The organism is Acinetobacter sp. H1(2024) (assembly GCF_046557555.1).
Lineage (GTDB): Bacteria > Pseudomonadota > Gammaproteobacteria > Pseudomonadales > Moraxellaceae > Acinetobacter > Acinetobacter seifertii.
Genome location: NZ_JBKGFO010000005.1, coordinates 80,558 through 101,735, shown reverse-complemented (window position 1 = coordinate 101,735; position 21,178 = coordinate 80,558). Strand labels below are relative to the sequence as shown.

At 38.3% G+C, this 21,178-nt stretch carries 22 protein-coding genes and 1 tRNA gene; 13 read left to right on the top strand and 10 right to left on the bottom strand.

The window, feature by feature from the left end; translation table 11 throughout:
• Window positions 1-20 precede the first annotated feature (20 nt).
• Complete coding sequence (gene gatC, locus ACLCEG_RS14210; protein WP_000107699.1) at window positions 21-335, bottom strand: Asp-tRNA(Asn)/Glu-tRNA(Gln) amidotransferase subunit GatC; 315 nt, start codon at window positions 333-335, stop codon at window positions 21-23.
• Between the two features lie 133 nt (window positions 336-468).
• On the opposite strand from gatC, the gene ACLCEG_RS14205 reads away from it, so the two are divergent.
• From ACLCEG_RS14205 to ACLCEG_RS14180, 6 genes are all read left to right on the top strand, one after another.
• Window positions 469-1,509 carry a rod shape-determining protein gene (locus tag ACLCEG_RS14205; protein WP_000601379.1) on the top strand — a complete coding sequence of 347 codons (1,041 nt, stop codon included), beginning with the start codon at window positions 469-471 and terminating at the stop codon, window positions 1,507-1,509.
• A 16-nt stretch (window positions 1,510-1,525) separates the two neighbouring features.
• Window positions 1,526-2,383: a rod shape-determining protein MreC gene (mreC, locus tag ACLCEG_RS14200; protein WP_004705808.1), complete on the top strand. Its 858-nt coding sequence runs from the start codon at window positions 1,526-1,528 to the stop codon at window positions 2,381-2,383.
• Complete coding sequence (gene mreD / locus ACLCEG_RS14195) at window positions 2,370-2,861, top strand: rod shape-determining protein MreD (RefSeq protein ID WP_004705810.1); 492 nt, start codon at window positions 2,370-2,372, stop codon at window positions 2,859-2,861. Before mreC ends, mreD begins: the two co-directional genes overlap by 14 nt.
• Entirely contained in the window at window positions 2,849-3,409 is a 561-nt protein-coding gene (locus ACLCEG_RS14190; RefSeq protein ID WP_410567985.1) for a Maf-like protein, read from the top strand. Before mreD ends, ACLCEG_RS14190 begins: the two co-directional genes overlap by 13 nt.
• Before the next feature lie 113 nt (window positions 3,410-3,522).
• Window positions 3,523-4,977: a ribonuclease G gene (rng, locus tag ACLCEG_RS14185; RefSeq protein ID WP_004712131.1), complete on the top strand. Its 1,455-nt coding sequence runs from the start codon at window positions 3,523-3,525 to the stop codon at window positions 4,975-4,977.
• A 141-nt stretch (window positions 4,978-5,118) separates the two neighbouring features.
• A complete protein-coding gene (locus tag ACLCEG_RS14180; RefSeq protein ID WP_001103036.1) occupies window positions 5,119-5,292 on the top strand; it encodes a PA1571 family protein in 174 nt (57 codons plus the stop codon).
• A gap of 29 nt (window positions 5,293-5,321) precedes the next feature.
• Here ACLCEG_RS14180 and ACLCEG_RS14175 read toward each other — a convergent pair whose 3' ends face one another.
• A complete protein-coding gene (locus tag ACLCEG_RS14175; protein ID WP_022575720.1) occupies window positions 5,322-6,707 on the bottom strand; it encodes a WS/DGAT/MGAT family O-acyltransferase in 1,386 nt (461 codons plus the stop codon).
• A gap of 172 nt (window positions 6,708-6,879) precedes the next feature.
• Window positions 6,880-7,614: a phosphoadenylyl-sulfate reductase gene (locus ACLCEG_RS14170; RefSeq protein WP_410567983.1), complete on the bottom strand. Its 735-nt coding sequence runs from the start codon at window positions 7,612-7,614 to the stop codon at window positions 6,880-6,882.
• A gap of 184 nt (window positions 7,615-7,798) precedes the next feature.
• On the opposite strand from ACLCEG_RS14170, the gene thrH reads away from it, so the two are divergent.
• A complete protein-coding gene (gene thrH, locus ACLCEG_RS14165; protein ID WP_017400224.1) occupies window positions 7,799-8,416 on the top strand; it encodes a bifunctional phosphoserine phosphatase/homoserine phosphotransferase ThrH in 618 nt (205 codons plus the stop codon).
• Window positions 8,417-8,474: 58 nt separating this feature from the next.
• Here thrH and ACLCEG_RS14160 read toward each other — a convergent pair whose 3' ends face one another.
• Together ACLCEG_RS14160 and ACLCEG_RS14155 are read right to left on the bottom strand one after the other, a co-directional pair.
• Window positions 8,475-9,830 carry an outer membrane protein transport protein gene (locus ACLCEG_RS14160; RefSeq protein WP_410567981.1) on the bottom strand — a complete coding sequence of 452 codons (1,356 nt, stop codon included), beginning with the start codon at window positions 9,828-9,830 and terminating at the stop codon, window positions 8,475-8,477.
• A 597-nt stretch (window positions 9,831-10,427) separates the two neighbouring features.
• Window positions 10,428-11,126: an NAD(P)H-dependent oxidoreductase gene (locus ACLCEG_RS14155; protein WP_410567979.1), complete on the bottom strand. Its 699-nt coding sequence runs from the start codon at window positions 11,124-11,126 to the stop codon at window positions 10,428-10,430.
• A gap of 157 nt (window positions 11,127-11,283) precedes the next feature.
• Between ACLCEG_RS14155 and ACLCEG_RS14150 the strand changes: the two genes are divergently transcribed.
• On the top strand, window positions 11,284-12,318 hold the full coding sequence (locus tag ACLCEG_RS14150) for an AraC family transcriptional regulator ligand-binding domain-containing protein (protein WP_410567977.1): 1,035 nt from the start codon (window positions 11,284-11,286) through the stop codon (window positions 12,316-12,318).
• Between the two features lie 42 nt (window positions 12,319-12,360).
• On the opposite strand, the gene ACLCEG_RS14145 is transcribed toward ACLCEG_RS14150, so the two are convergent.
• Window positions 12,361-13,353, bottom strand: coding sequence for a fatty acid desaturase family protein (locus ACLCEG_RS14145; RefSeq protein WP_410567975.1), 993 nt, complete (start codon window positions 13,351-13,353; stop codon window positions 12,361-12,363).
• 106 nt (window positions 13,354-13,459) lie between these two features.
• A complete protein-coding gene (locus tag ACLCEG_RS14140) occupies window positions 13,460-14,260 on the bottom strand; it encodes a PaaX family transcriptional regulator C-terminal domain-containing protein (protein ID WP_004885424.1) in 801 nt (266 codons plus the stop codon).
• Window positions 14,261-14,604: 344 nt separating this feature from the next.
• Here ACLCEG_RS14140 and ACLCEG_RS14135 point away from each other — a divergent pair, with 344 nt between their 5' ends.
• The 4 genes from ACLCEG_RS14135 (at window position 14,605) to hchA (ending at window position 18,598) form a co-directional block, all read left to right on the top strand.
• Window positions 14,605-15,423, top strand: a complete 819-nt coding sequence (locus tag ACLCEG_RS14135; RefSeq protein WP_049065376.1) for an undecaprenyl-diphosphate phosphatase — start codon at window positions 14,605-14,607, stop codon at window positions 15,421-15,423.
• Between the two features lie 159 nt (window positions 15,424-15,582).
• A complete protein-coding gene (locus tag ACLCEG_RS14130) occupies window positions 15,583-16,476 on the top strand; it encodes an AraC family transcriptional regulator N-terminal domain-containing protein (protein WP_410567973.1) in 894 nt (297 codons plus the stop codon).
• A gap of 46 nt (window positions 16,477-16,522) precedes the next feature.
• Window positions 16,523-17,521 carry an NAD(P)H-quinone oxidoreductase gene (locus tag ACLCEG_RS14125; protein WP_410567971.1) on the top strand — a complete coding sequence of 333 codons (999 nt, stop codon included), beginning with the start codon at window positions 16,523-16,525 and terminating at the stop codon, window positions 17,519-17,521.
• A 201-nt stretch (window positions 17,522-17,722) separates the two neighbouring features.
• Complete coding sequence (gene hchA, locus ACLCEG_RS14120; protein WP_410567969.1) at window positions 17,723-18,598, top strand: glyoxalase III HchA; 876 nt, start codon at window positions 17,723-17,725, stop codon at window positions 18,596-18,598.
• A 13-nt stretch (window positions 18,599-18,611) separates the two neighbouring features.
• On the opposite strand, the gene ACLCEG_RS14115 is transcribed toward hchA, so the two are convergent.
• A tRNA-Arg gene (locus tag ACLCEG_RS14115) sits at window positions 18,612-18,684 on the bottom strand.
• A gap of 313 nt (window positions 18,685-18,997) precedes the next feature.
• On the opposite strand from ACLCEG_RS14115, the gene ACLCEG_RS14110 reads away from it, so the two are divergent.
• On the top strand, window positions 18,998-19,252 hold the full coding sequence (locus tag ACLCEG_RS14110) for a TIGR03643 family protein (RefSeq protein ID WP_004705831.1): 255 nt from the start codon (window positions 18,998-19,000) through the stop codon (window positions 19,250-19,252).
• 85 nt (window positions 19,253-19,337) lie between these two features.
• On the opposite strand, the gene ACLCEG_RS14105 is transcribed toward ACLCEG_RS14110, so the two are convergent.
• The gene (locus tag ACLCEG_RS14105; RefSeq protein ID WP_077162469.1) at window positions 19,338-19,478 is read right to left on the bottom strand and encodes a DUF2256 domain-containing protein; all 141 of its coding nucleotides are present in this window, start codon (window positions 19,476-19,478) and stop codon (window positions 19,338-19,340) included.
• 4 nt (window positions 19,479-19,482) lie between these two features.
• On the bottom strand, window positions 19,483-21,006 hold the full coding sequence (locus tag ACLCEG_RS14100; RefSeq protein ID WP_410567967.1) for a cryptochrome/photolyase family protein: 1,524 nt from the start codon (window positions 21,004-21,006) through the stop codon (window positions 19,483-19,485).
• Window positions 21,007-21,178: the final 172 nt, after the last annotated feature.

The window sequence follows — 21,178 nt, the reverse complement described above, 5'->3', positions numbered from 1 at the left end:
ATGGATTAATTGACTAAAAGTTATTCAATCACGCGAGGAACAAGATACAAACCATCTTGAGTTGCAGGTGCAACAGCTTGGTATTCATCTCGATGATTACTTTCAGTTACCACATCAGCACGTAAAGGTTGAGGATTGTCAAAAGGACTCTTCAAAGGTTCTACGCCTTCCGTATCAATGCCTTTTAAGGTTTCCATCATGCCTAAAATTTTATTTAGACTTTGAGCATATTCAGCAGATTGCGTATCATTGAGCGACAATCGAGCAAGATTGGCGATTGCTGAAACTGTTTGTGCATTTAAATCTGCTGAATGCTGTGCATCCGATGTAGACATAACATCACCTAATCAGTATTAAAAATTTTCAAAATATCGTGCGTTATAATAAGCGATTGACTTGTTCAAATCATCACATTTAGTTTAAAGTTGCCACCTTGCATCCACATGAAAGTTTAACTGAGAACGAACCGTGATTCTAAAACGACTAATTGGCTTGTTTTCGCCGGATCTAGCCATTGATTTAGGTACCGCAAATACACTTATTTATGCACCAGGCCGCGGCATTATATTAAATGAACCAACAGTTGTGGCAATTCGTCACAGTGGTTCACAAAAAATTGTTGCTGCTGTAGGGCTGGATGCGAAACAAATGTTAGGCCGTACGCCTGCAAATATTTCTGCAATTCGTCCAATGAAAGATGGTGTAATTGCAGACTTTGAAGTGACTGAAACCATGCTGAATCAGTTCATTGGTAAAGTTCACGAAAAACGTTTGTTCCCACCTGCACCTCGTGTAGTTGTATGTGTACCATGTAAATCAACTTTGGTCGAGCGTCGTGCGATTCGTGAAGCCGTATTTAATGCGGGTGCCCGTGATGTGCGCTTAATTGAAGAGCCGATGGCGGCTGCAATTGGTGCGGGTATGCCAGTTGAACAAGCATGTGGTTCTATGGTTGTGGATGTTGGTGGTGGTACAACTGAAATTGCAATTATTTCATTGCAAGGTTGTGTCTATGCTGATTCTTTACGTATTGGTGGCGATGTATTTGATGAGCAAATCATTAATTATGTTCGTAAAGCTCACGGTTGCGTAATTGGTGAAACCACAGCTGAAATCATTAAGAAAGAAGTAGGTATGGCTGTTTCTGATGGTACGACATTAGAAATTGAAGTACGTGGTCGTAACCTTGCAGAAGGTGTGCCTCGTGCAATTACCGTAACTTCTGACGAAATTACTCAAGCGATTTCTGACCCATTACAAAGCATTGTAAGCGCGGTGAAATCAGCTCTTGAACAAACTCCTCCTGAACTTTCTTCAGATATCGCTGAGCGCGGTATTGTGTTGACAGGTGGTGGTGCGTTACTTCGTAACCTCGACAAGTTATTAGCTCAAGAAACTGGTTTACCAGTTGTTGTGGCTGAAGATCCTCTTACTTGTGTAACCCGTGGTGGTGGTAAAGTATTAGAATTCTTCGACAACCCGAACCATGACATGCTTTTCGTCGGTTAAGTTTAAGGATTAGGCGGTGCAACCGAATATTTTTTCAAGACAGCCGCCATCTTTCCGCTCGTTCATTATTGCGGTCATTACATGCTTGGTTGTGCTTTTCTTTGATTGGCGTATGCCTTATGTAATTCAGCCAGCAAGGGATGTCTTGTACGCTGCATATAACCCAATTTATGCGCTTGCAAGTTATCCGGTACTGTCGAGAGAATGGCTGAATCAACAAACTAAATCTGAAACACAACTGCGCCGTGAAAACACTGCAATGCAGGCCGAGCTGTTACAAGCTCAGGTTCGTTTGCAGAAGCTGTCAGAACTGTCTGCTGAAAATACCCGATTACGCGGCTTACTTGATACACCATTAATTATTGATGGTCGTATGGAAATTGCTGAAGTAATTGGAACAGATGCCGATCCGCTGCGTCATATCATCATTATTAACCGTGGTTCAATGGATCACCTCAAGGTTGGTCAAACGGTTCTAGATGATAAAGGGATTATGGGGCAAATCATTAATGTGTATCCTCATAGTTCACGTGTGATGTTACTTTCTGATAAAGAGCATTCACTATCTGTTCGTCTAGAGCGTACAGGTATGCGGGCGATTGTTTCTGGTACTGGCGATTTAGGTCGCTTGAAAATGGAATATGTTCCAACCAGTGCAAATATTCAGGTTGGCGATAAAGTATTGAGTTCTGGCTTAGGTGAGCATTTTCCAGCAGGTTACGCAGTGGGTACAGTAGCTAAAATTCGCCGTCATAATTCAGGTGAATTTGCGGAAATTGATATTACTCCAGCTGCTCAGCTCGCAACAGGGCATCATGTTATTGTACTTTTCTCAGACTCATTAGCGAAGGAGCAGCCATATGCCGATCGCTAAATTGAAACGTGAGAAGCGTAATGATCCATTATGGGTAATTATACTCTCTGTAATCGTGGGTTCAGTACTCATGGTTTACCCATTATCCTACGATATTTCTGGCTGGCGACCATTGTTCATGCTTATGATCATGTTGTTTTGGGTCGTTTGCCAACCAACATGGTGTGGAGTATGGTTTGCATTCGGTATGGGGCTTTTTACAGACTTACTACTTGATGCTCCATTAGGACTAAATGCACTGAGCTTTGTTATTGTTACCTTTGTTACCCGGTTTTTAATACGCGAGCGTCGTATTTTGACTTTCGGTAATTTATGGACAATTGCCACTTTGGTTATTATTGCTCATTTAGCCTTTATGTGGGTGACCCAAACCATGGGAGGTACTCACTTCTCAATTGCTCGCCATTGGCAACCATTAATGACCAGTGTTCTAACTTGGCCAGTAGTTTATTATTGTTTAGCAAAATGGCGCATTTAGTTTTAGCTTCCAGTTCTCCGCGTCGGAGAGAGTTGTTGCAGCAGTTGGGTTTAGATTTTGAAATTTATAGCCCTGATATTGATGAATCTGTTCATGACGGTGAGTTGGTTTATCAATATGTTGAGCGTTTAGCTAGAGAAAAAGCCCAAGCCGTATTAAATATTTTTCCAGATGCCGTGGTTATTGCTGCCGATACAAGTCTTGGGCTTGATGGTCAGATTATTGGTAAACCTGACTCAAAACAGCATGCCTTTGAAATTTGGAAACAATTATCTGGCCGTTGGCATGATGTGTTTTCCGGAATTTGTATTGCGACACAGCAGCAAATCTTGAGTCAGGTGGTGCAAACACAAGTTGAATTTGCGGCCTTAAGTACACAAGATATGGAAGACTATTGGGCCACAGGAGAACCTGTAGGGAAGGCCGGTGCGTATGCAATTCAAGGAATTGCTTCGCAATATATTCCCAAAATTCAAGGAAGTTATAGTAATGTGGTAGGACTTCCTTTGTACGAATTTTCACAGTTATTCAAAAGAGTGAAGACATAAGGGGTTGTTGATAATTCTTGATTGAATTGCATTGTCGATGAATAGTGGACAAAGCTACGTTAACAGTCGCTCTGACTCTTTAATAAAAATTTTATAATGCTTTGAGTTTATGTATGTCAGAAGAACTACTTATTAATGTCACACCTATGGAGTGTCGGGTGGCATTAATCGAAAATGGAACTGTTAATGAGCTGTATGTTGAACGTACAGTGAAGCGAGGACTTGTCGGCAATATCTACAAAGGTAAAGTTGTCCGCGTGCTTCCGGGCATGCAAGCGGCTTTTGTTGATATCGGATTATCTAGAACAGCCTTTTTGCATATTAATGATATGGTTTGGCCTCGTTCACAGCCAACTCCCAATGTTTTTGAATTACTTCATCCAGGGCAAATTCTGACCGTTCAGGTGATGAAAGACATGCTCGGTACTAAAGGTGCTCGTCTAAGTACAGATCTTTCTATTCCTTCTCGCTATTTAGTTCTTATGCCGTATGGTAATCATATTGGTGTTTCACAGCGTATTGAATCAGAAGAAGAGCGCGAACGCTTACGTAATATCATCGAAGGTATTCAGGCAGAGCATAATCTACCCGGTAGTGTGATTGTCCGTACTGCTGCTGAAGGCGTAGATGATGCTGAGATTGCGCAAGATATGTGTTACCTCAGCAAGCTATGGGAATATATCCAGCGTAAACAAGTGGATGTTGCAGTTCCTTCTTTAATTTTTGAAGAACTACCACTACCACAACGAATTATTCGTGATTTGGCAAGCGAAGAAACAGCAAAGATTTATGTCGATTCGAGAGAAATTCACGGCAAACTGCGTGAGTTTGTAGATGAATTTGTGCCGAATATGCAAAGTCGCCTGATTCATTATCCGGGTGAACGTCCATTATTCGACCTCTATAACGTCGAAGAAGATATTCAAAAAGCTCTACAAACACGCGTTGCTCTAAAGTCTGGTGGTTATCTAATGATTGACCAGACAGAAGCCATGACTACCATTGATGTCAATACAGGGTCATATGTCGGTGGTCGTAGTCTCGAAGACACAGTCTTTAAGACCAATATGGAAGCGACTCAGGTGATCGCACGTCAGCTCAGACTAAGAAATCTGGGCGGTATTATCATTATTGATTTTATTGACATGCAAGAAGCCATTCATCGTGAAGAGGTGATGCGTCAATTTGAAAAAATGCTTGAACGTGATCACGCCAAAACAAAAATCACACAGGTGTCTGAACTTGGCTTAGTCGAAATGACACGTAAAAGAACACGTGAATCATTAGAACACTTGTTATGTGAGTCTTGTCCAACGTGTCAGGGGCGTGGTTTTGTCAAAACGGCAGAGACAGTGTGTTACGAAATATTTCGAGAGATATTACGATATACGCGTGCATTTGAGTCTACGAGTGGCTTTACTGTCGTTGCTCATCCTTCTGTAATTGACCGATTATTAACGGCAGAAGCCCCTGCAGTGGCTGATTTAGAGCACTTTATCAACAGAGTTATTAAATTTCAGGTCGAAAATTTATATACGCAAGAGCAATACGATATCATTTTAAGTTAAAGTTGTAACAAGATATCGCTTAATCCTTGTTACAACTGAAATTTTACTTTCATTCATGAATTTTAAATACTACTTGCATACAGTAGCCGTAGACGTTCTCCCTGTTTAAAACGTCTTAGCAAACAATAAGAGGTATAACCCATGAATGTAAGTGAAAACCTAATTAGCAACGGTCTTAAACATGTTTTAGAAAGCACGCCAGTAAATAGCTGCTATATGTTGAATGACCAAGGTAAAGAAGTACCGATTACAACTGCGATGATCCGTTCAGTATGTCATCAGTTGCTTAACCAGTGCCGCGCAATTAAAAAATAAGGGGCCATTTCAACGCCCCTTAATTTTTCTCAACTTGCTGAATGATGTTTCAGCTGTTTTTCCTCAATAATTTCTTCAAACCGTTGAATCTCATCTTCAAGATGGGTTAAAAGGTTTTGCATCTTAGGTAAAGCATTTCGACATGCTGTTAAACCTACTTCAAGCTTATCCAGATAGCTTGTCATCGTAATATTAAGCGCTTGCCCATCCATTACTATAGAAGCAGGGTAGAGCGCATCTAATTTCGCGCCATTCCAATAAAGTGGCTCACGTGGGCCAGGTACATTAGAAATGACTAAATTGAATGCCTGACGCTTAGGAAGCATTCCAGACATGATGTTTAGACCTGCTGGGCCATAAACTACAGCGCTATAGTTTAAAATCTCATTTGCAGTCATTCGGCTAAAGCGTTGCTTTGAATTTTGCATACTACGACGAATAATTTCGAGTCGTTCTAGAGGCTGATCTTTATGGGTACCCAAATTCGCTAGAATCATCGTAATGCGATTACTTACGTCAGAGTCATCTGTACGCAGTGAAGCGGGCACCATCGCAATAAGAGGCTTTTTAGGCAAGCTATTATGGCTAATCAGGTATTCACGTAATGCCCCAGAACATACAGCAAGTACGACGTCATTAATGGTCACACCAAGCGCTTTAGAAATCTTTCTAAGGCGACTTAATTCAAAAGATTGGGCTGCAAAACGACGTGAAGCGCTTACGCGTTGATTCAAAATTGAAACTGGCGCCTGAAAAGTCGATACATAGTCAGGATTTTTCCCCATTTCTTTAAAGATGGTTTGTGATAACTCATGCATGACCTTTGGAGTAACTTCAAGCTGTGACTTGATGCCTCCTAAAATACTTTTGATTTTACTAGTACTTGGTTTTGGTACTTTTAAGCGTTTTGTTCTTTTACTTTCTACACACCAAAGTGGAACCACATGTTTTTCTTGTGGTGTTTTTGATAGAGACTTCTCAATTAAGCGCATACCCGCAACGCCATCTACCATGGCATGATGAATCTTAAAGTACATCGCGAAACGATTACCTTCGATTCCTTCAATAATGTCGCACGTCCAAAGCGGTTTTGCTCGGTCAATTAAAGAACTATGCTGCTGCGAAATATAAACCAGTAACTCACGGATTCGACCAGGATGAGGCAGAGCAATATGACGGAAATGGTGATCAATATCGAACTCTTCGTCTTCATCCCAAAATAAACCATTTAAACGGTTATTGAAGGGAGGGACAGGAATACTTTTTGATTGGCGAATTTCTTCTACTAAATCACGAACAAAAGTTTCAGGGGCATTTTCAGGAATTTCAAATAAAAACAATCCGCCAACATGCATCGGTTGTTGTCTTTTTTCTAGTGATAGAAAAATAAAATCAATAGGGTGTAATGGACGCATAACTTGTTGTGCCTCATGCTTTTTTCTAAGAAGCCCTTAACTGAGCTCTTATTAGAATTATAGAACCGTAAAATTTAGTATATAGCGTTTATTACAGATTAAATATGACTTTGTGTACGAGATATAACTGTAAAAAAAACCACTGATTCATCAGTGGTTTTTTTATACCAGACTATTTTTTTAAGTTGCCTGCGTGTAAGCCACATTCTTTTTGCGTTGCTTCTTCCCACCACCAGCGGCCTTCGCGTTCATGCTGGTTTGGAAGTACTGCACGAGTACATGGTTCACAACCAATAGAAACGAAACCACGCTCATGTAAAGGATTATATGGAATTTCCATCATACGGATGTAACTCCATACTTCGGCGCTAGACCAGTTCGCAAGCGGATTATATTTAATGAGTTGTTTGTCTGGACCAGAGAAACCTGCGTCAGCTTGTACGACAGGAATTTCGGTACGTGTACCCGGACTTTGATCTTTACGTTGGCCTGTAATCCAGCCATCTAAGGTTGCAAGTTTTTTACGCAAAGGCTGAACTTTTCGAATACCACAGCATTCTTGGTGCCCATCTTTAAAAAAGCTAAATAAGCCTTTTTCATTCACCATGTTTTGCACAGCTTCAGATTCAGGAAAGCAAATTTCGATATTAATATTGTAATGCTTACGAACAGTTTCAATAAATTGGTAAGTTTCAGCATGCAAGCGTCCGGTATCAAGGCTAAAAACACGGAAAGGTTTGCCTAAACGTGAAGCCATATCAATTAAGACGACGTCTTCTGCACCTGAGAATGAAATTGCGATTTCACCTTGTTGGCTTAATGCAAGTTCTAAGATCTCGCGTGGGCTTTTAGCTGCATATTCAGCTGCGAGAGCATCAACAATATCAATAGTCGGAATAACGGTCATGGGTGTTCCTGGCAAAAGGCTTGGGCGCATTGAGTTATGAAAAATATTCTAAAGGATAGTAAATAAATTGCTTAGCACTTTAATTTCGATCCTTATGAATAAAATTGATTTGATCAATAACAACGCAAAACTGAAAATCTTAATGGTATGATACAGCAATTTTTAACCAACGTTGGAAGCATTCATGGAAATCGTATGCCTAGATCTTGAAGGGGTTTTAGTTCCTGAAATCTGGATCAATTTCGCAAAAAAAACAGGGATTAAAGAACTAGAAGCAACAACTCGTGATATTCCGGATTATGATGTTTTAATGACTCAGCGTCTGAATATTTTAAAACAACATGGTTTAGGCCTAAATGACATCCAAGAAGTGATTGCTGAGATGGGGCCATTACCAGGTGCCAAAGAGTTTGTTGAATGGGTAAGTACTCATTTCCAACTTGTGATCTTGTCAGATACCTTCTATGAGTTTGCTCATCCTCTAATGAAACAATTAGGGTGGCCAACAATTTTCTGTCATAAGTTAGAGACAGATGAAGAAGGAATGATTACCGCTTATAAACTACGTCAACCAGATCAAAAACGTGAGTCAGTTAAAGCACTTCACGGTTTAAATTTCCGTGTAATCGCGGCAGGGGATTCATATAACGACACAACCATGCTTGGTGAAGCTGATCATGGCTTCTTATTTGATGCACCTGCAAATGTCATTGCTGAGTTCCCTCAGTTCCCAGCAATTCATGGCTATGATGCATTAAAAGAAGCAATCCGTTCAGTTTCGCAGCGTAATATTCCAGCTTAAGAATGAACAATAAAAAAGGCGCTTTTAGCGCCTTTTTTATATGTGATAATTTTAAAACTTAGAATTTATAACCAAGTTTTAAGCCATAAGCGATCGCGTTGTTGTCTGAGAACTCTGCAACATATTGATCGGTACCAGCTTGTGCACCAGTTTGTGCTTTAGCATCACCCAACCAGAAGTATTTTACACCACCAGCAATGAAGGTTTGTGGAGTAGGGCTATATTGAACACCTAAACCTACGTTCCAGTAACCTTCTGTTGGGCCTAATGTGGTTACAGGGTTACCTGCACCAGAGTCCCAACCTACAGAGACATTACCTGCCCATTTGTCATTAAGCTTACGACCTACACCTGCATTGACTGTCCATTGATCGTCTGAATATTCCACTAAGTTAAAACCATTTGGACGACCGATAAGATTACCTACAGCTTCTGAAACTTTGCCAAATTTATATGGACGAATTGAGAAATCTTTCCAGTTCACCCAACGTACGTTAGCAAATGCAACAGTGTTCGCCATGATACCTGTTTGGAAATCAAGGTTAACAGACTGAGGTGTCGTAATTTTTGTTTGGCCTTCTAATTGGTTAGCAGCAATTGCTTTGCCAATTGTCTGTTGAATTGCACCAGCTTGTGCAGGACTTAACTGTCCAGCAGCAACTAATTGAGAGATAGTAGTTCCTAACACTCCCGCATTTGCTGTAATTGCATCAGCAAGGGCAATATTTTCGTCAGCGTCGACTTTGTGAGTGACTTCAGAGCGATATGTTAAAGAGGCTTTAAGAGCAATTTCAGGAATTTGGAATGCTGCACCTGCTAACCAGCCAGCTCCACCAGTTTCTTTGATATTTGCATCATAGCCATTATATAAACTATAAGCTGAACCACGTAAATGTACATCGCCTTTAATTGTTTGGTATACACCACCACCATAAAAATTGAAGTTTTCAGTAGGTTGGAAGCCAAAAATCATTGAAATATTTTGGCTATCAACTTTAACAGAAGTACCACCTTGAGTTCCTCCTAATGCACCTGTTGTAATTGGTAAACCACTAAGAACAGGATCGGAAGGACTTGCTACAAATGCATTCTTACCTGAATATTCTGCATCTGCTCCAAATGGTTGGTCATAGAGTAAACCAAAAGAAAATTTATCGTTGAGTTGTAGTTTTAATGCAGCACTTGGGAAGTAGTAATCATTACCCATGTCATCAATATGACGACGTGTTGCGCTTGATCCTGCTTCTTTACCCTCTACAGTTGGGTCTAAAACAGAAATACCTGCTTCAAAGTAATTACCTGGTTGTAAGAATGCAGACATTGACTGTCCAGAGCGATCCAAAGCTGCTGCGAAAACCCCAGTTGCAGGCAGCGTTGCCAAAATCATTGCAGTGCTCAGATGTTTTAATTTCATTTTAATCTTTCCTTGAACTTCAAGACATTTTTTTAAAAGTAACAGAGTTAAACCGTTTAAACTGTGTTGCCTTCAAAGCTTTTAATTACAAGTTTCAAAGCTTTGATAACTCCATGTAACAAAAATAGCATAATTACACTAAGAGTAAATCTGTTATATGAACTGGTGAGTACTCATTTTTTATACAAAAAAAGTCAATAAAGAATGAAATGTGGAGAAATTTTTACATTATTAAACTATTTTAAATAATTGATATTTATATTTTTAATCTATTAGTAATAAGCCATGTATTTATGACATTTTTGTCAAAAATCCAAGAAAAATGGTCAAAGATTTTTTTGTAAAAATATGAGTTGATTGATCATGAAGTGAGTATTGGTTATCATTTTTACTGGATAAGTCTAGTTTCTCTACATGTGTATATTATTGATTCCATTTTATATTATTTAGAATAGAGCATAAATCAGTATTTATTTTTTACCATTTGATCAATTTTTGGGTGTTTTCATCAGATAAATTTAACCGTCTAAAATACAAAGAATGAATCAAATTAAGAGTATGAATACAATTATTCCGTTTTAGAGTTAAAACAAACCGTTAAAGGGGATATAACTTTTCATCAAATTCTTCAAGTTTGGGAAACTTTAAAGGTTCAAGCTGGTCGAGGTGAGTAAGATAAGTTATATAGTCCTCAAGAATGGTTTTTCGTGCTTCTTGGCTAATATAGGGTACATGATAGGCAATAAAAGGTGGAAAAACTTCAAAACCGCTATAGGCCAAGGTACCGCGTTGAATAGGTGAAAGATAATGCTCTATTGGTCCGTGAATAGAGTTCTCGCCAAACATATGCGTTCTACCGCCCAATGTTAAACAGAGCATCGCTTTTTTACCCGCCATACCACCGTGGTTATAAAAGCGTTTTCCGCCATAAAAAAGTCCTGAAACGAATACGCGATCAATCCATCCTTTTAAAATTGCTGGGACAGAGGTCCAGTAAAGTGGGAAGTTCAAAATAATCAAATCTGCTCGTTTTACTTTTTCAATTTCCGCTTGAATATCAGGTGCTAAAAGGTTTTGCTTGGCGGCATTACGTTGTTCTAATGCGTAATTGAAATAGTCGGGTTGATTGAGTTCTAAAAAATCCTCTTTGGAAGCTACAGGGTTGAATTGCATTGCATACAAGTCAGAAACTTCTACACGATGACCCAACTTTTTAAATGTTTGCTGAGCTGTCGTTTTCAGTGATGTTGTAAAAGACTGTGGCTCTGGATGAGCATGAACGATCAAAATATTCATAAGGTGACCTGTATTCTTTTCAGAAATTGTGCTGTCTAGTGCGAATCACTGGATTCCATTTTGAACAACTATGCATCAATTTAAAAACGTGCCATAGTTCATGAACTGACAGTTTTTACCATTTGACGCCACAATTATGATTGCTAATGGATCACGCATGAATCCAGAATTACCTGGAACTTATATTAATTTATTAGTCGATATAGTTAAGCGCTGGAATATCTCGGGTGATCAGCTTCTAGATGGAAGTGGCGTAACATTAGAACAATTAACCAAACCCTATTGGTATGTTGAGTTTCATACTTTAAACAAACTTCTTGAACATGCTATTGAACTCACTCATGAGCCAGCATTAGCGGGTTATTTGGCTTTGGAAATGAAAGCATCTTGTTATGGTTCGGTAGGTATGGCGGCCATGGTCTGTGCAAATTTAGAAGAAGCCCTTAAAACACTTGAACAATTTATTGGATCACGTTGTGATGCATTTAAGCCCGAGTTAAAACAAGAACAAGATTATATTTACTGGTCTATACGCCAGCCTTTGAAAGCTTTTCGGTTGAGTCCAAATGCTACTATTTTTTTATTATTAGGTTTTGTTCAAATCGCGAAGCATCTAACAGGATTATCTTCTTTAGGTACCGTTAAGTTAAATATGTCTGAACCCGTCGGTTTTTCAAAACTAAAAGATGAATTGGGTGTAGATTGTTTATTTAATGAAAAACAGAATGTCTGGATTTTTCCAAAAGAATATTTATCGCAGCCTATCCTAACGGCCGACCCGATGCTTGCACCTTTACTAAAAGCACAGTGTAAAAAAGATATAGATAAATTGAAGTTACGCAGCGGATGGAAAGTAGAAATTAGCCACGTAATTAAAAAATTATTGATCAATAATCAGGGAGAAATATTAAAAGTTAAACAAGTCGCGTACATGATAAATATGTCAGAGCGGAGCCTACAGCGGTATTTGGCAACCGAAAATACAAGTTTTTCAGTATTAGTTGATCTAACTCGAAAGCAGCAGGCACAAGATCTTTTAGAAAATAGTGCAATATCAATTGAAGCTGTGGCTTTAAGTTTAGGTTATGCAGATACATCCCATTTCACTCGCGCATTTAAACGCTGGATGGGAATGACACCGAAATATTATCAAACTCAGTTAAAACTAAAAAAATTAGATATACGTGAATAATAAAGAAGACCACAAATTTGAAAGTGGTCTTCTAAATAAGCATTAAGTTGATGATTCTTGTTTTGATGAAAGTGAATGAATCACTTCAAAATAGCTAGGCGGGACTGGAACATGACCACGTTCTCTTAGTACTTTGTGCATACGCGGTAATTTAAAATATGGCACTGAAGCCATTAAATGATGTTCCATATGGTAGTTTACGTGGATTGGTGCAACAAAACTTCTCGCAATCCATCCAGCTCGTGTTGTTCGAGTGTTGGTTAAAGCAGAATTACTGGTTTGCATACCAGCATGTTCTGCCATAGAACGAATACGTAAAAAAAGTGGAAATGGGGTTAAATAAGCCAGAGGCCATAACCAATAAAAACGTTGCTGACCAAATGCTTTTAGAACACCATAAAGTGCCAGATTGGTTGCAATAGCGCCCGTACTGTTTTTTGCAATACTCTTTGCATAGTCGGTGAAATTTTTATGACTGCGGTCTAACCAAATTTGGTCATTGGCAACAGTCCATTTCATGACATCCAGATCCATTAAAACTCGACCTAAGCTAAACTTTAAGCCAGTCATACCTGTTAAGTCGCGTAAGAATTTACGAGTTAGAGATTTTTTACTGACTGGAAAACCAGCAACTAAAGAAAGATCTGGGTCATCTGGAGTAGATGTTTTTGCATGGTGACGAACATGGTGTACACGATATTTTTGAAAATCATTCCAGATGGGGCGGGCGCATAGCCATTCACCGACGAAATCATTTATTTTCTTATTTTTGAATAGACTTTTGTGAGACGCGTCGTGCATTAAAATTGCGAGACATAACTGACGACCCGCCAAGATTGCTAAGGCAAGCATACATGCTAATAATTTACCCCAACTCGGTAAGTAGTCCCACATCATTATTAAGCTGGCGAATGTTCCACCAATAACAGCCCATGTGCTGGCAACAGCCCAAGCACCATAGGTATCTGAAGGTTCGGTAAGCTCTTGTATTTCTTCTCTGCTAAATAGATCCGTAACACTCACCTGTGTATTCATTTTTATTCTCCCAAATTAGAGTTTGGTATCTGTATTTTATATTACAAATATAGTTATAAAAATTTAAAAAGTGAAATATTTGTTTGTAAAAAAATAAATCAGATGACTATAGATTTAATTCTTGTTCATATATTTTTTTCCAAAGTTTTTGGCCGATCGCGTCTAGCTGCTGTACATCTTGAGCAAATTGATTACGCGCAGACTCATTTACAAATGGTGCTGGTAATAGGGGATCATTCATGAGTAAAGCAATCGTTTCTCTACCTAAAAGAAGGGCTTTAACTGCTGCATCATTTAAGGAGAGGTGAGTATAGTTCTCAAGCCAGTGTGTGATATCTCGACTATACATTTCATAATTTTTTTCGAGTTGTTTGGTATCCCATAAAGAAAAAATTTGCTTAAGCGTTGAGGGTTCGAAGTGCTGAATAATACAAATTTTTGCTTCTTTCTCTAGTCCCGCTAGAACAAGCTCCTCACAGGTTTTTTCAAAACTATAAGCTAAATTGTCTGGGCGGATATAAATACCCGTTTCTAATTCTTTAAAACCAAATTGACGCAGCACACGTTCACGCTTTTTAAGAGCAGTTCGGTCTATACGACCCAATGTGCCTGTAAACACAGCAAGATAATGTTGCTGCCATTCTTTAGTTTGTTTAATACCATTTTTACGATTGAGTATTACTTTTGCCCAATCTTTCGTAGAAGGTGAAAGTTGATAAATTCCGCGTTCTACACTTTCGATCATGCCTTCATTTAATAAACGGGTGGTCGCAACTCGAATACCGTTTTCACTTAAGTTAAACAGTTTGGCGGCCACCAAAATTTGTTTAATCGTAAGCTGAGGGTACGCAGAGGAAAGAAAGAGATCGATAATCAGATGACGTGCGTTGATTTTAGTATTTTTCATTTTGTTTAAATTTTAAATATAAATGACATATGCTTGAAATAATATCATGTTTATTTGATGTTTTAAGATGGTTTCTTGGCTTGCTTGAGTATAAGAGCTTTTATTTATAACTAGAAGACGATTTGTTTTTGATTAGATTTTATCTTTTTACGATAGTTAACCTAAGTTTGTCATAATGATGTGATACATTATTGCACTTTAAATAATCGGCCTTTAATTAAAGGCAATAACCAAAATGCTAGAAATGATCTGATATTGAACATGAATTAGGCCAAAGTATTGGTTTATCCATGATATAAAACAACTTTTTAGACCTTTCTAGTGATTAACTTTTTGAGCAAGTGATGGAAAATTTTGAAGTTATAAAAGCACTATTTCTAGGATTTGTTGAAGGTTTAACTGAATTTTTACCAATTTCCAGTACTGGCCATTTGATTTTATTTGGTCATATTATCGATTTCCATTCAGATGGTGGTCGTGTATTCGAAGTAGTGATCCAGTTAGGTGCTATTTTGGCAGTGTGCTGGTTATATCGACAAAAAATTATTAACTTGATTAAAGGCTTCTTTAGTGGCGATGTAGAGTCGCGTCATTTTGCTTTTAGTGTATTAATTGCTTTTTTCCCAGCAGTGATTATTGGCGTTTTAGCTGTCGATTTTATTAAAAGTGTTTTGTTTAGCCCAATTGTGGTTGCGATTGCCCTCATTGTCGGTGCACTAATTATTTTCTGGGTTGAATCTAAACAGTTTGAGCATAAAACATTAGACGCAACAAAAATCACGTTTAAGCAGGCACTGTTAGTTGGTCTTGCTCAATGTGTTGCGATGATTCCGGGAACTTCTCGTTCAGGTGCGACAATTGTAGGCGGGATGTTTGCAGGTTTATCACGTAAAGCTGCAACAGAGTTTTCGTTCTTCCTTGCAATGCCGACCATGTTAGGTGCAGCGACATTTGACTTAATTAAAAATGCTGATGTATTGACCTCAGACAATATGATTAATATTGGTGTTGGTTTCGTTGCAGCATTTATTGCAGCTTTATTTGTAGTAAAGGCACTGGTACTTTTTGTTGAACGCCATACGCTACGCGTATTTGCTTGGTACCGTATTGTGCTCGGTGTAATTATTCTGATTGCATCAATGTTCTTTAACTTATCTGCTTAATAGTCAGACTAAGTGAAAAAACCTAGAATCTTCTAGGTTTTTTTTATGCCTAAAAATAGCTTTAACTTGCTTATTTATACAAAGTACTACCAAGAAATACTTTTCCCTTTTAGTTTGATTGATATAGTAAATCTTAAATAGCCCGTAAAAAATAAAGCAATGCAACAGAATGATTTGATGAAAAGATTGGTCGAGGCTTTTTTATATTTGGCTCCTCAAGAAGGTCTATATCCTACCTATATTTCAAATATCACTCTTATGAGGGTAGATCATTCCACACAACCTGTTGCTGTATTACAAGAGCCTTCAATTGTTTTAGTCATACAAGGTGTAAAGCGTGGTTATATCGGGAAAGATACTTTTCAGTTTCAACAAGGCCAGTGTTTGCTGATCTCGATCGCTATCCCTTTTGATTGCGATACGTTGGTTGAAAATGAACCAATGCTGGCAATTGCGATTAAGTTTGAAGCACAAATGATGGCTGATTTAGCCACTAAAATGGATAAAGAGCAGCAGCCATCTATAGATGAGCTTGAAAAAAGAGATATAAAGCTCAGTTGTGGTTTAAATATTATAGACATGAACACGGTAATATCTGAGGTTGCTTTACGCTTGTTGAATTTACTTCGTTCTAAACAAGATACTGCGATATTGGGAGAACAGATAAAACGAGAACTCATTTATCGGGTTTTGCAGGCAGGTAGTCGTGATTTAATCGAAAATCTTTCGGCTATGATAAGTCGAAATAGTGTGATTTATACAATTTGTGAAATTATTCAAAGAGATTATTATCACAATTTAACGGTTCAGGAACTTGCTAAACAAGCGGGAATGAGCGTCTCTCTTTTTCATCAAGCGTTTAAGAAAGTCACCAACTATTCTCCATTACAGTACATTAAGATTACTCGATTACATAAGGCACGTGATTTAATCTTAAATAATCAAATGGGTGTTGCGGAAGCTGCCTATCAGGTAGGGTATGTAAGTGCCTCACAGTTTAGTCGAGAGTTCAAACGGCTGTTTGGAGTTCCACCTAAATCTTCAATGAATTAAAGTAAATCAATACATTTAAAATATAAACCAAACATGGAGCATATCAATGAGTCTTCCAACAACTATGAAAATTGTTGAAATTACGGTTCCTGGCGGACCTGAGGTCTTAAAACTTCAAGATTCAGATGTTCCAGTACCTCAAGCAGATGAAGTGTTAATTGAGGTAAAAGCTGCTGGAATTAACCGTCCAGACGTATTGCAGCGTATGGGTTTATACCCAATGCCAAAAGGTGTTACGCAAATTCCGGGACTGGAAATCGCTGGGGTGGTGGTTGCTGTAGGTGACCAAGTGCAACAGTTCAAAGTTGGAGACAAGGTTTGTGCTTTAACCAACGGTGGTGGTTATGCTGAATACTGTGCTGTCACTGCAACGCAGGTACTACCGATACCTGAAAATCTAACATTTATCCAAGCTGCTGCAATTCCGGAAACATTCTTTACAGTTTGGGCAAATCTGTTTGATATTGGCCGTTTAAAAGAAAATGAAACAGCACTGATTCATGGTGGTGCAAGTGGTATTGGGACCACAGCTTTAACGATTTGCCATGCTTTAGGGATTAAAACTTTTGCTACAGTTGGAAGTGAAGATAAAGTTGCAGCACTCTCTAACTTAACGACTGCAATTAACTATAAAACCCAAGATTTTGAGCAAGAAATTTTGAAACACACCCAAGACCAAGGTGTTGATGTGATTTTAGATATTGTGGGTGGTTCGTATTTCTCGAAAAACTTAAATCTATTAAAACGCGATGGCCGACTTGTGATTATTGGTTTTATGGGCGGTCGAATTGCAAAAGAATTCGACTTACAAAAACTGATTTTAAAACGTGCAACCATTACTGGCTCAACCATGCGAGCACGTAATAGCCAAGAAAAAGCCCAGATTGCTCAGTCCTTATATGAACATGTGTGGCCGCTCTTAGCGCAAGGCAAGTGCTTGCCGCAAATCTATAAAACCTATGATTTTTCAGATGTACAAAGTGCCCATGCATGTATGGAACAAGGTGACCATATTGGAAAGATCGTTTTAGAGATCAATACCTAATTTAATCTGTGACAGTTTAGGTGAACGACATGTTTGCCTAAACTAAAATTTATAATTATTAATTGTGCCTATTTCTATATAAAAATTGCCAAATTCTATTGGCGTGTTGCACCAGTTTCTTGATCTAAATATACATGTACTAAGAAATAATAACTGGCTTAAAGCTGTTATTTCGTTCTTCAATTCTAAAGGATGGTAACAATGAATACCCCAGCATCAAATGATAAAAATCCGACTCCAGATTTGGCAGAAGATAATGCATTCTTCCCATCACCATACTCACTGAGCCAATATACTTCTCCTAAAACAGATTACGACGGTACGACCTACCCAACGCCGTATACAGGTAATAAAAAGGTCTTAATGATTGCAACTGATGAGCGTTATATCCAGATGCAAAACGGTAAGTTCTTTTCTACCGGAAACCATCCAGTAGAAATGCTTTTGCCAATGTTCCATTTAGATAATGCTGGTTTTGAAATTGATGTTGCGACACTTTCAGGTAATCCAGCCAAGCTTGAAATGTGGGCAATGCCAAAGCAAGAACAAGTGGTATTAGATACTTTTCATAAATATGCAGATAAATTAAAAAAACCGCTAAAACTTGCCGATATTTTAGAAAATGCAGTGGGGAAAAACTCATCATACGCAGCTGTATTTATTCCGGGTGGGCATGGTGTTTTAGCTAAGATTCCACATAGCTTGGATGTCAAAAAAGTTCTGAAATGGGCAGTTGAACAAGACAAATTTATTATTACTTTATGTCATGGTCCAGCTTCGCTGCTTGCTGCGGCAGTAGATGAACAACCTGAGAATTATATTTTTAAAGATTATCAAATTTGTGTATTCCCTGATTCATTAGATAAGGGGGCAAATATTGATATCGGTTATATGCCAGGAGCTTTACCATGGCTAGTCGGTGAGAACCTTGAAAAACTCGGTGTGAAGATTTTGAACACTGGCATTACAGGACAATGTCATAGAGATCGTAAATTATTAACAGGCGATAGTCCGCTTGCTTCTAATAATTTAGGAAAACTTGCAGCTGAAACGTTGCTGGCTGAAGTGAAGGATTAAGTGATTCAATATGTGCGCCCTGCGGGACTCGAACCCACGTCGGTCGCTTAGGAGGCAACTGCTCTATCCAGTTAAGCTAAGGGCGCATAATTTTATGATTATAAACAAAAAAGCTATTGCCAAGGCAATGGCTTTTTTCATGTTTTAGGTATTAAAAATTTTGTCATAGTGGTTAATAAAAAGTTAGATCATTCAAAGGTTTTAGAACTGTTTATGTCTTATATAAAAAATAGAGTTTATAAAGCAAAAAAATCACAAAAAATTCATGTTTGCCTTTCTATGATCTGAAGCAAAACACGAAAACATTCAAGGCAAGCAATCGAGTAAGTGAAGCTATTTCAGAAAGGTTGTTTGTTAAAGAATCAGATTTGGTTACAGCATAATTTAAAAGGGCATAACATGAAAAAAATTGATGAACAGGACCTATCTAGAATTATTGAAATGGCATGGGAAGATCGAACCCCATTTGAAGCAATTGAGCGAGAGTATGGCTTGCGTGAAAGTGAAGTTATTCGTTTAATGAGATACAACTTAAAATCGAGCAGTTTTAAACTCTGGCGCAAGCGTATGGCAGGGCGTAAAACCAAGCATCAGCAATTACGTTCACCAGAAGTTGAAAGAGCTTACTGTTCTCGTCAGTATAAATATGCTTAAGACCATCAAATATAATCAATTGAAAGACAACTGATTCAACAATGAAGAGTAGTGTTGAATCAGTTAAAACAATCGCGTGAAATATTTACTTATTTGAGCGGGCTTGTCGTTTACATCTTTCAGAGCAATATTTTACTTCTTCCCAGCAACGCTCCCATTTCTTTCGCCAGTCAAAAGGGCGTTGACAATAGACACATATTTTCTGGGGTAGATGCTGTTTTTTCATGATCTTAAAGCTCATCAAGTTGATGAATAAGTAACTTTGCATGCTGCATGACAGAAGCTTTATCTTTCATACGATCAAGGTTTTTATAGACCATCGCCATTCTGGGATTTTGACGAAATATGGCCTCATGCTGGCTCATAAAATACCAATACAAGCTGTTAAATGGGCAACTGTCTGGTTCAGTTTTGGTTTTGACGTTATATGTACAGTGCTGACAGTAATTTGACATTTTATGTATGTAATTACCTGATGCAGCATAGGGTTTACTTGCCATGATGCCACCATCTGCATACATGGCCATGCCTAATGTATTCGGTAATTCGACCCATTCATAAGCATCTACATAGACTGCTAAATACCATTCGCAAATTTCTGATGGATTTACACCTGCTAAAAGCGCAAAGTTGCCTGTAATCATTAAACGCTGAATATGGTGGGCATAGCCATGTTGAAAGGTATTTCTGAAACACTCGGCCATACATGCCATTTTTGTATCACCCGTCCAGTAAAATTGTGGCAGCGGCGTGGTGGCATAAAGGGTATTTTGATCGCTATAGTCAGGCATAGACAACCAATAGATTCCACGCACATATTCCCGCCATCCTAATATCTGACGAATAAATCCTTCTACTGCATTTAAGGGGGCCTGTCCGTTGTAATAGGCTGTTTGAGCAGCGTCACACACTTCTTGTGGCAATAACAATCCACAATTTAAATAAGGCGAGAGCAGGCTATGAAACATAAAGTCTGAACCATAAACCATAGCATCTTGATAATCGCCAAAGTGGGGTAAGCTGTTAGAAATAAAATGGTCTAAAGCAAGTAAGGCATTTTGACGGGTTGTTGCCCATTGAAAGGAATCGATATTGCCGATATGTTGAGAAAATTCTTTCTTGACTAGTTGAATAACATCTATATCAATTTGATCATGCTCAAAGGTTAATTTTGGTGGCAAAGGTGGATTGCCTGACCACGCTTTTCGATTGGCTTGATCAAAGTTCCATTGCCCGCCTACGGGTTGTTGGTCATGCATTAAATAGTGAGTTTGCTTGCGCATTTCTCGGTAAAAGTATTCCATCCTTAGCGTTTTATATTTGTTCGTCCATTGCTTGAATTGTTCTACGCTACAAAAGAAACGATCATCTTCTAAACAAATAACAGGTAGTTTTAGTGAGTTAGACCATGAAGTATCGATTTCATGCTGTAAGCGATACTCACCACATTGGGTAATGATGAGAGTATTTGCCGAGAAGTGTTGCTGCTGCAAAGCAATAAAGTCGACTAACTTTTTTATATGACTTTCGCGCTTAAATGTGTGATAACGAATTTTCCAGCCCTGTGCTTTTAATTCTTTTGCAAAGTGCCGCATTGCACTAAAAATCAGCGCTATTTTTTGTGGATGATGAGCAACATAAGATGTTTCCTCAAGTACTTCAGCCATCAAAATAATGTCTTCATTTCGGTTTAAATACTTGAGCGTTGCGAGTTGGTGATTTAATTGATCACCCAGAATTAAACCAAATCGCATATTTTTGCTTCATGAGATGGAACTAAAACTAGTCTAAATGTTTAGAGATCAATTTTATGTGAAGCAGTGCTTCTAAGTTCATCAGTGGTCAGTTAGCTATAAAGTCATAGATATAACTTAAAAGCATAGCATGCGTGAATAAAATGTGATTTTAATCAAAAAGATACAAATT

Coding starts and splice junctions, on each gene's coding strand:
- ACLCEG_RS14170 (WP_410567983.1), bottom strand. CDS start 7,614: ATGACCGTTATTCCGACTATTGATATTGTTGATGCTCTCGCAGCTGAA.
- hchA (WP_410567969.1), top strand. CDS start 17,723: ATGAATACCCCAGCATCAAATGATAAAAATCCGACTCCAGATTTGGCA.
- ACLCEG_RS14150 (WP_410567977.1), top strand. CDS start 11,284: ATGAATCCAGAATTACCTGGAACTTATATTAATTTATTAGTCGATATA.
- ACLCEG_RS14180 (WP_001103036.1), top strand. CDS start 5,119: ATGAATGTAAGTGAAAACCTAATTAGCAACGGTCTTAAACATGTTTTA.
- ACLCEG_RS14100 (WP_410567967.1), bottom strand. CDS start 21,006: ATGCGATTTGGTTTAATTCTGGGTGATCAATTAAATCACCAACTCGCA.
- ACLCEG_RS14135 (WP_049065376.1), top strand. CDS start 14,605: ATGGAAAATTTTGAAGTTATAAAAGCACTATTTCTAGGATTTGTTGAA.
- rng (WP_004712131.1), top strand. CDS start 3,523: ATGTCAGAAGAACTACTTATTAATGTCACACCTATGGAGTGTCGGGTG.
- ACLCEG_RS14130 (WP_410567973.1), top strand. CDS start 15,583: ATGCAACAGAATGATTTGATGAAAAGATTGGTCGAGGCTTTTTTATAT.
- ACLCEG_RS14125 (WP_410567971.1), top strand. CDS start 16,523: ATGAGTCTTCCAACAACTATGAAAATTGTTGAAATTACGGTTCCTGGC.
- ACLCEG_RS14175 (WP_022575720.1), bottom strand. CDS start 6,707: ATGCGTCCATTACACCCTATTGATTTTATTTTTCTATCACTAGAAAAA.
- ACLCEG_RS14145 (WP_410567975.1), bottom strand. CDS start 13,353: ATGAATACACAGGTGAGTGTTACGGATCTATTTAGCAGAGAAGAAATA.
- ACLCEG_RS14140 (WP_004885424.1), bottom strand. CDS start 14,260: ATGAAAAATACTAAAATCAACGCACGTCATCTGATTATCGATCTCTTT.
- ACLCEG_RS14160 (WP_410567981.1), bottom strand. CDS start 9,830: ATGAAATTAAAACATCTGAGCACTGCAATGATTTTGGCAACGCTGCCT.
- ACLCEG_RS14155 (WP_410567979.1), bottom strand. CDS start 11,126: ATGAATATTTTGATCGTTCATGCTCATCCAGAGCCACAGTCTTTTACA.
- ACLCEG_RS14190 (WP_410567985.1), top strand. CDS start 2,849: ATGGCGCATTTAGTTTTAGCTTCCAGTTCTCCGCGTCGGAGAGAGTTG.
- ACLCEG_RS14105 (WP_077162469.1), bottom strand. CDS start 19,478: ATGAAAAAACAGCATCTACCCCAGAAAATATGTGTCTATTGTCAACGC.
- thrH (WP_017400224.1), top strand. CDS start 7,799: ATGGAAATCGTATGCCTAGATCTTGAAGGGGTTTTAGTTCCTGAAATC.
- ACLCEG_RS14110 (WP_004705831.1), top strand. CDS start 18,998: ATGAAAAAAATTGATGAACAGGACCTATCTAGAATTATTGAAATGGCA.
- mreD (WP_004705810.1), top strand. CDS start 2,370: ATGCCGATCGCTAAATTGAAACGTGAGAAGCGTAATGATCCATTATGG.
- gatC (WP_000107699.1), bottom strand. CDS start 335: ATGTCTACATCGGATGCACAGCATTCAGCAGATTTAAATGCACAAACA.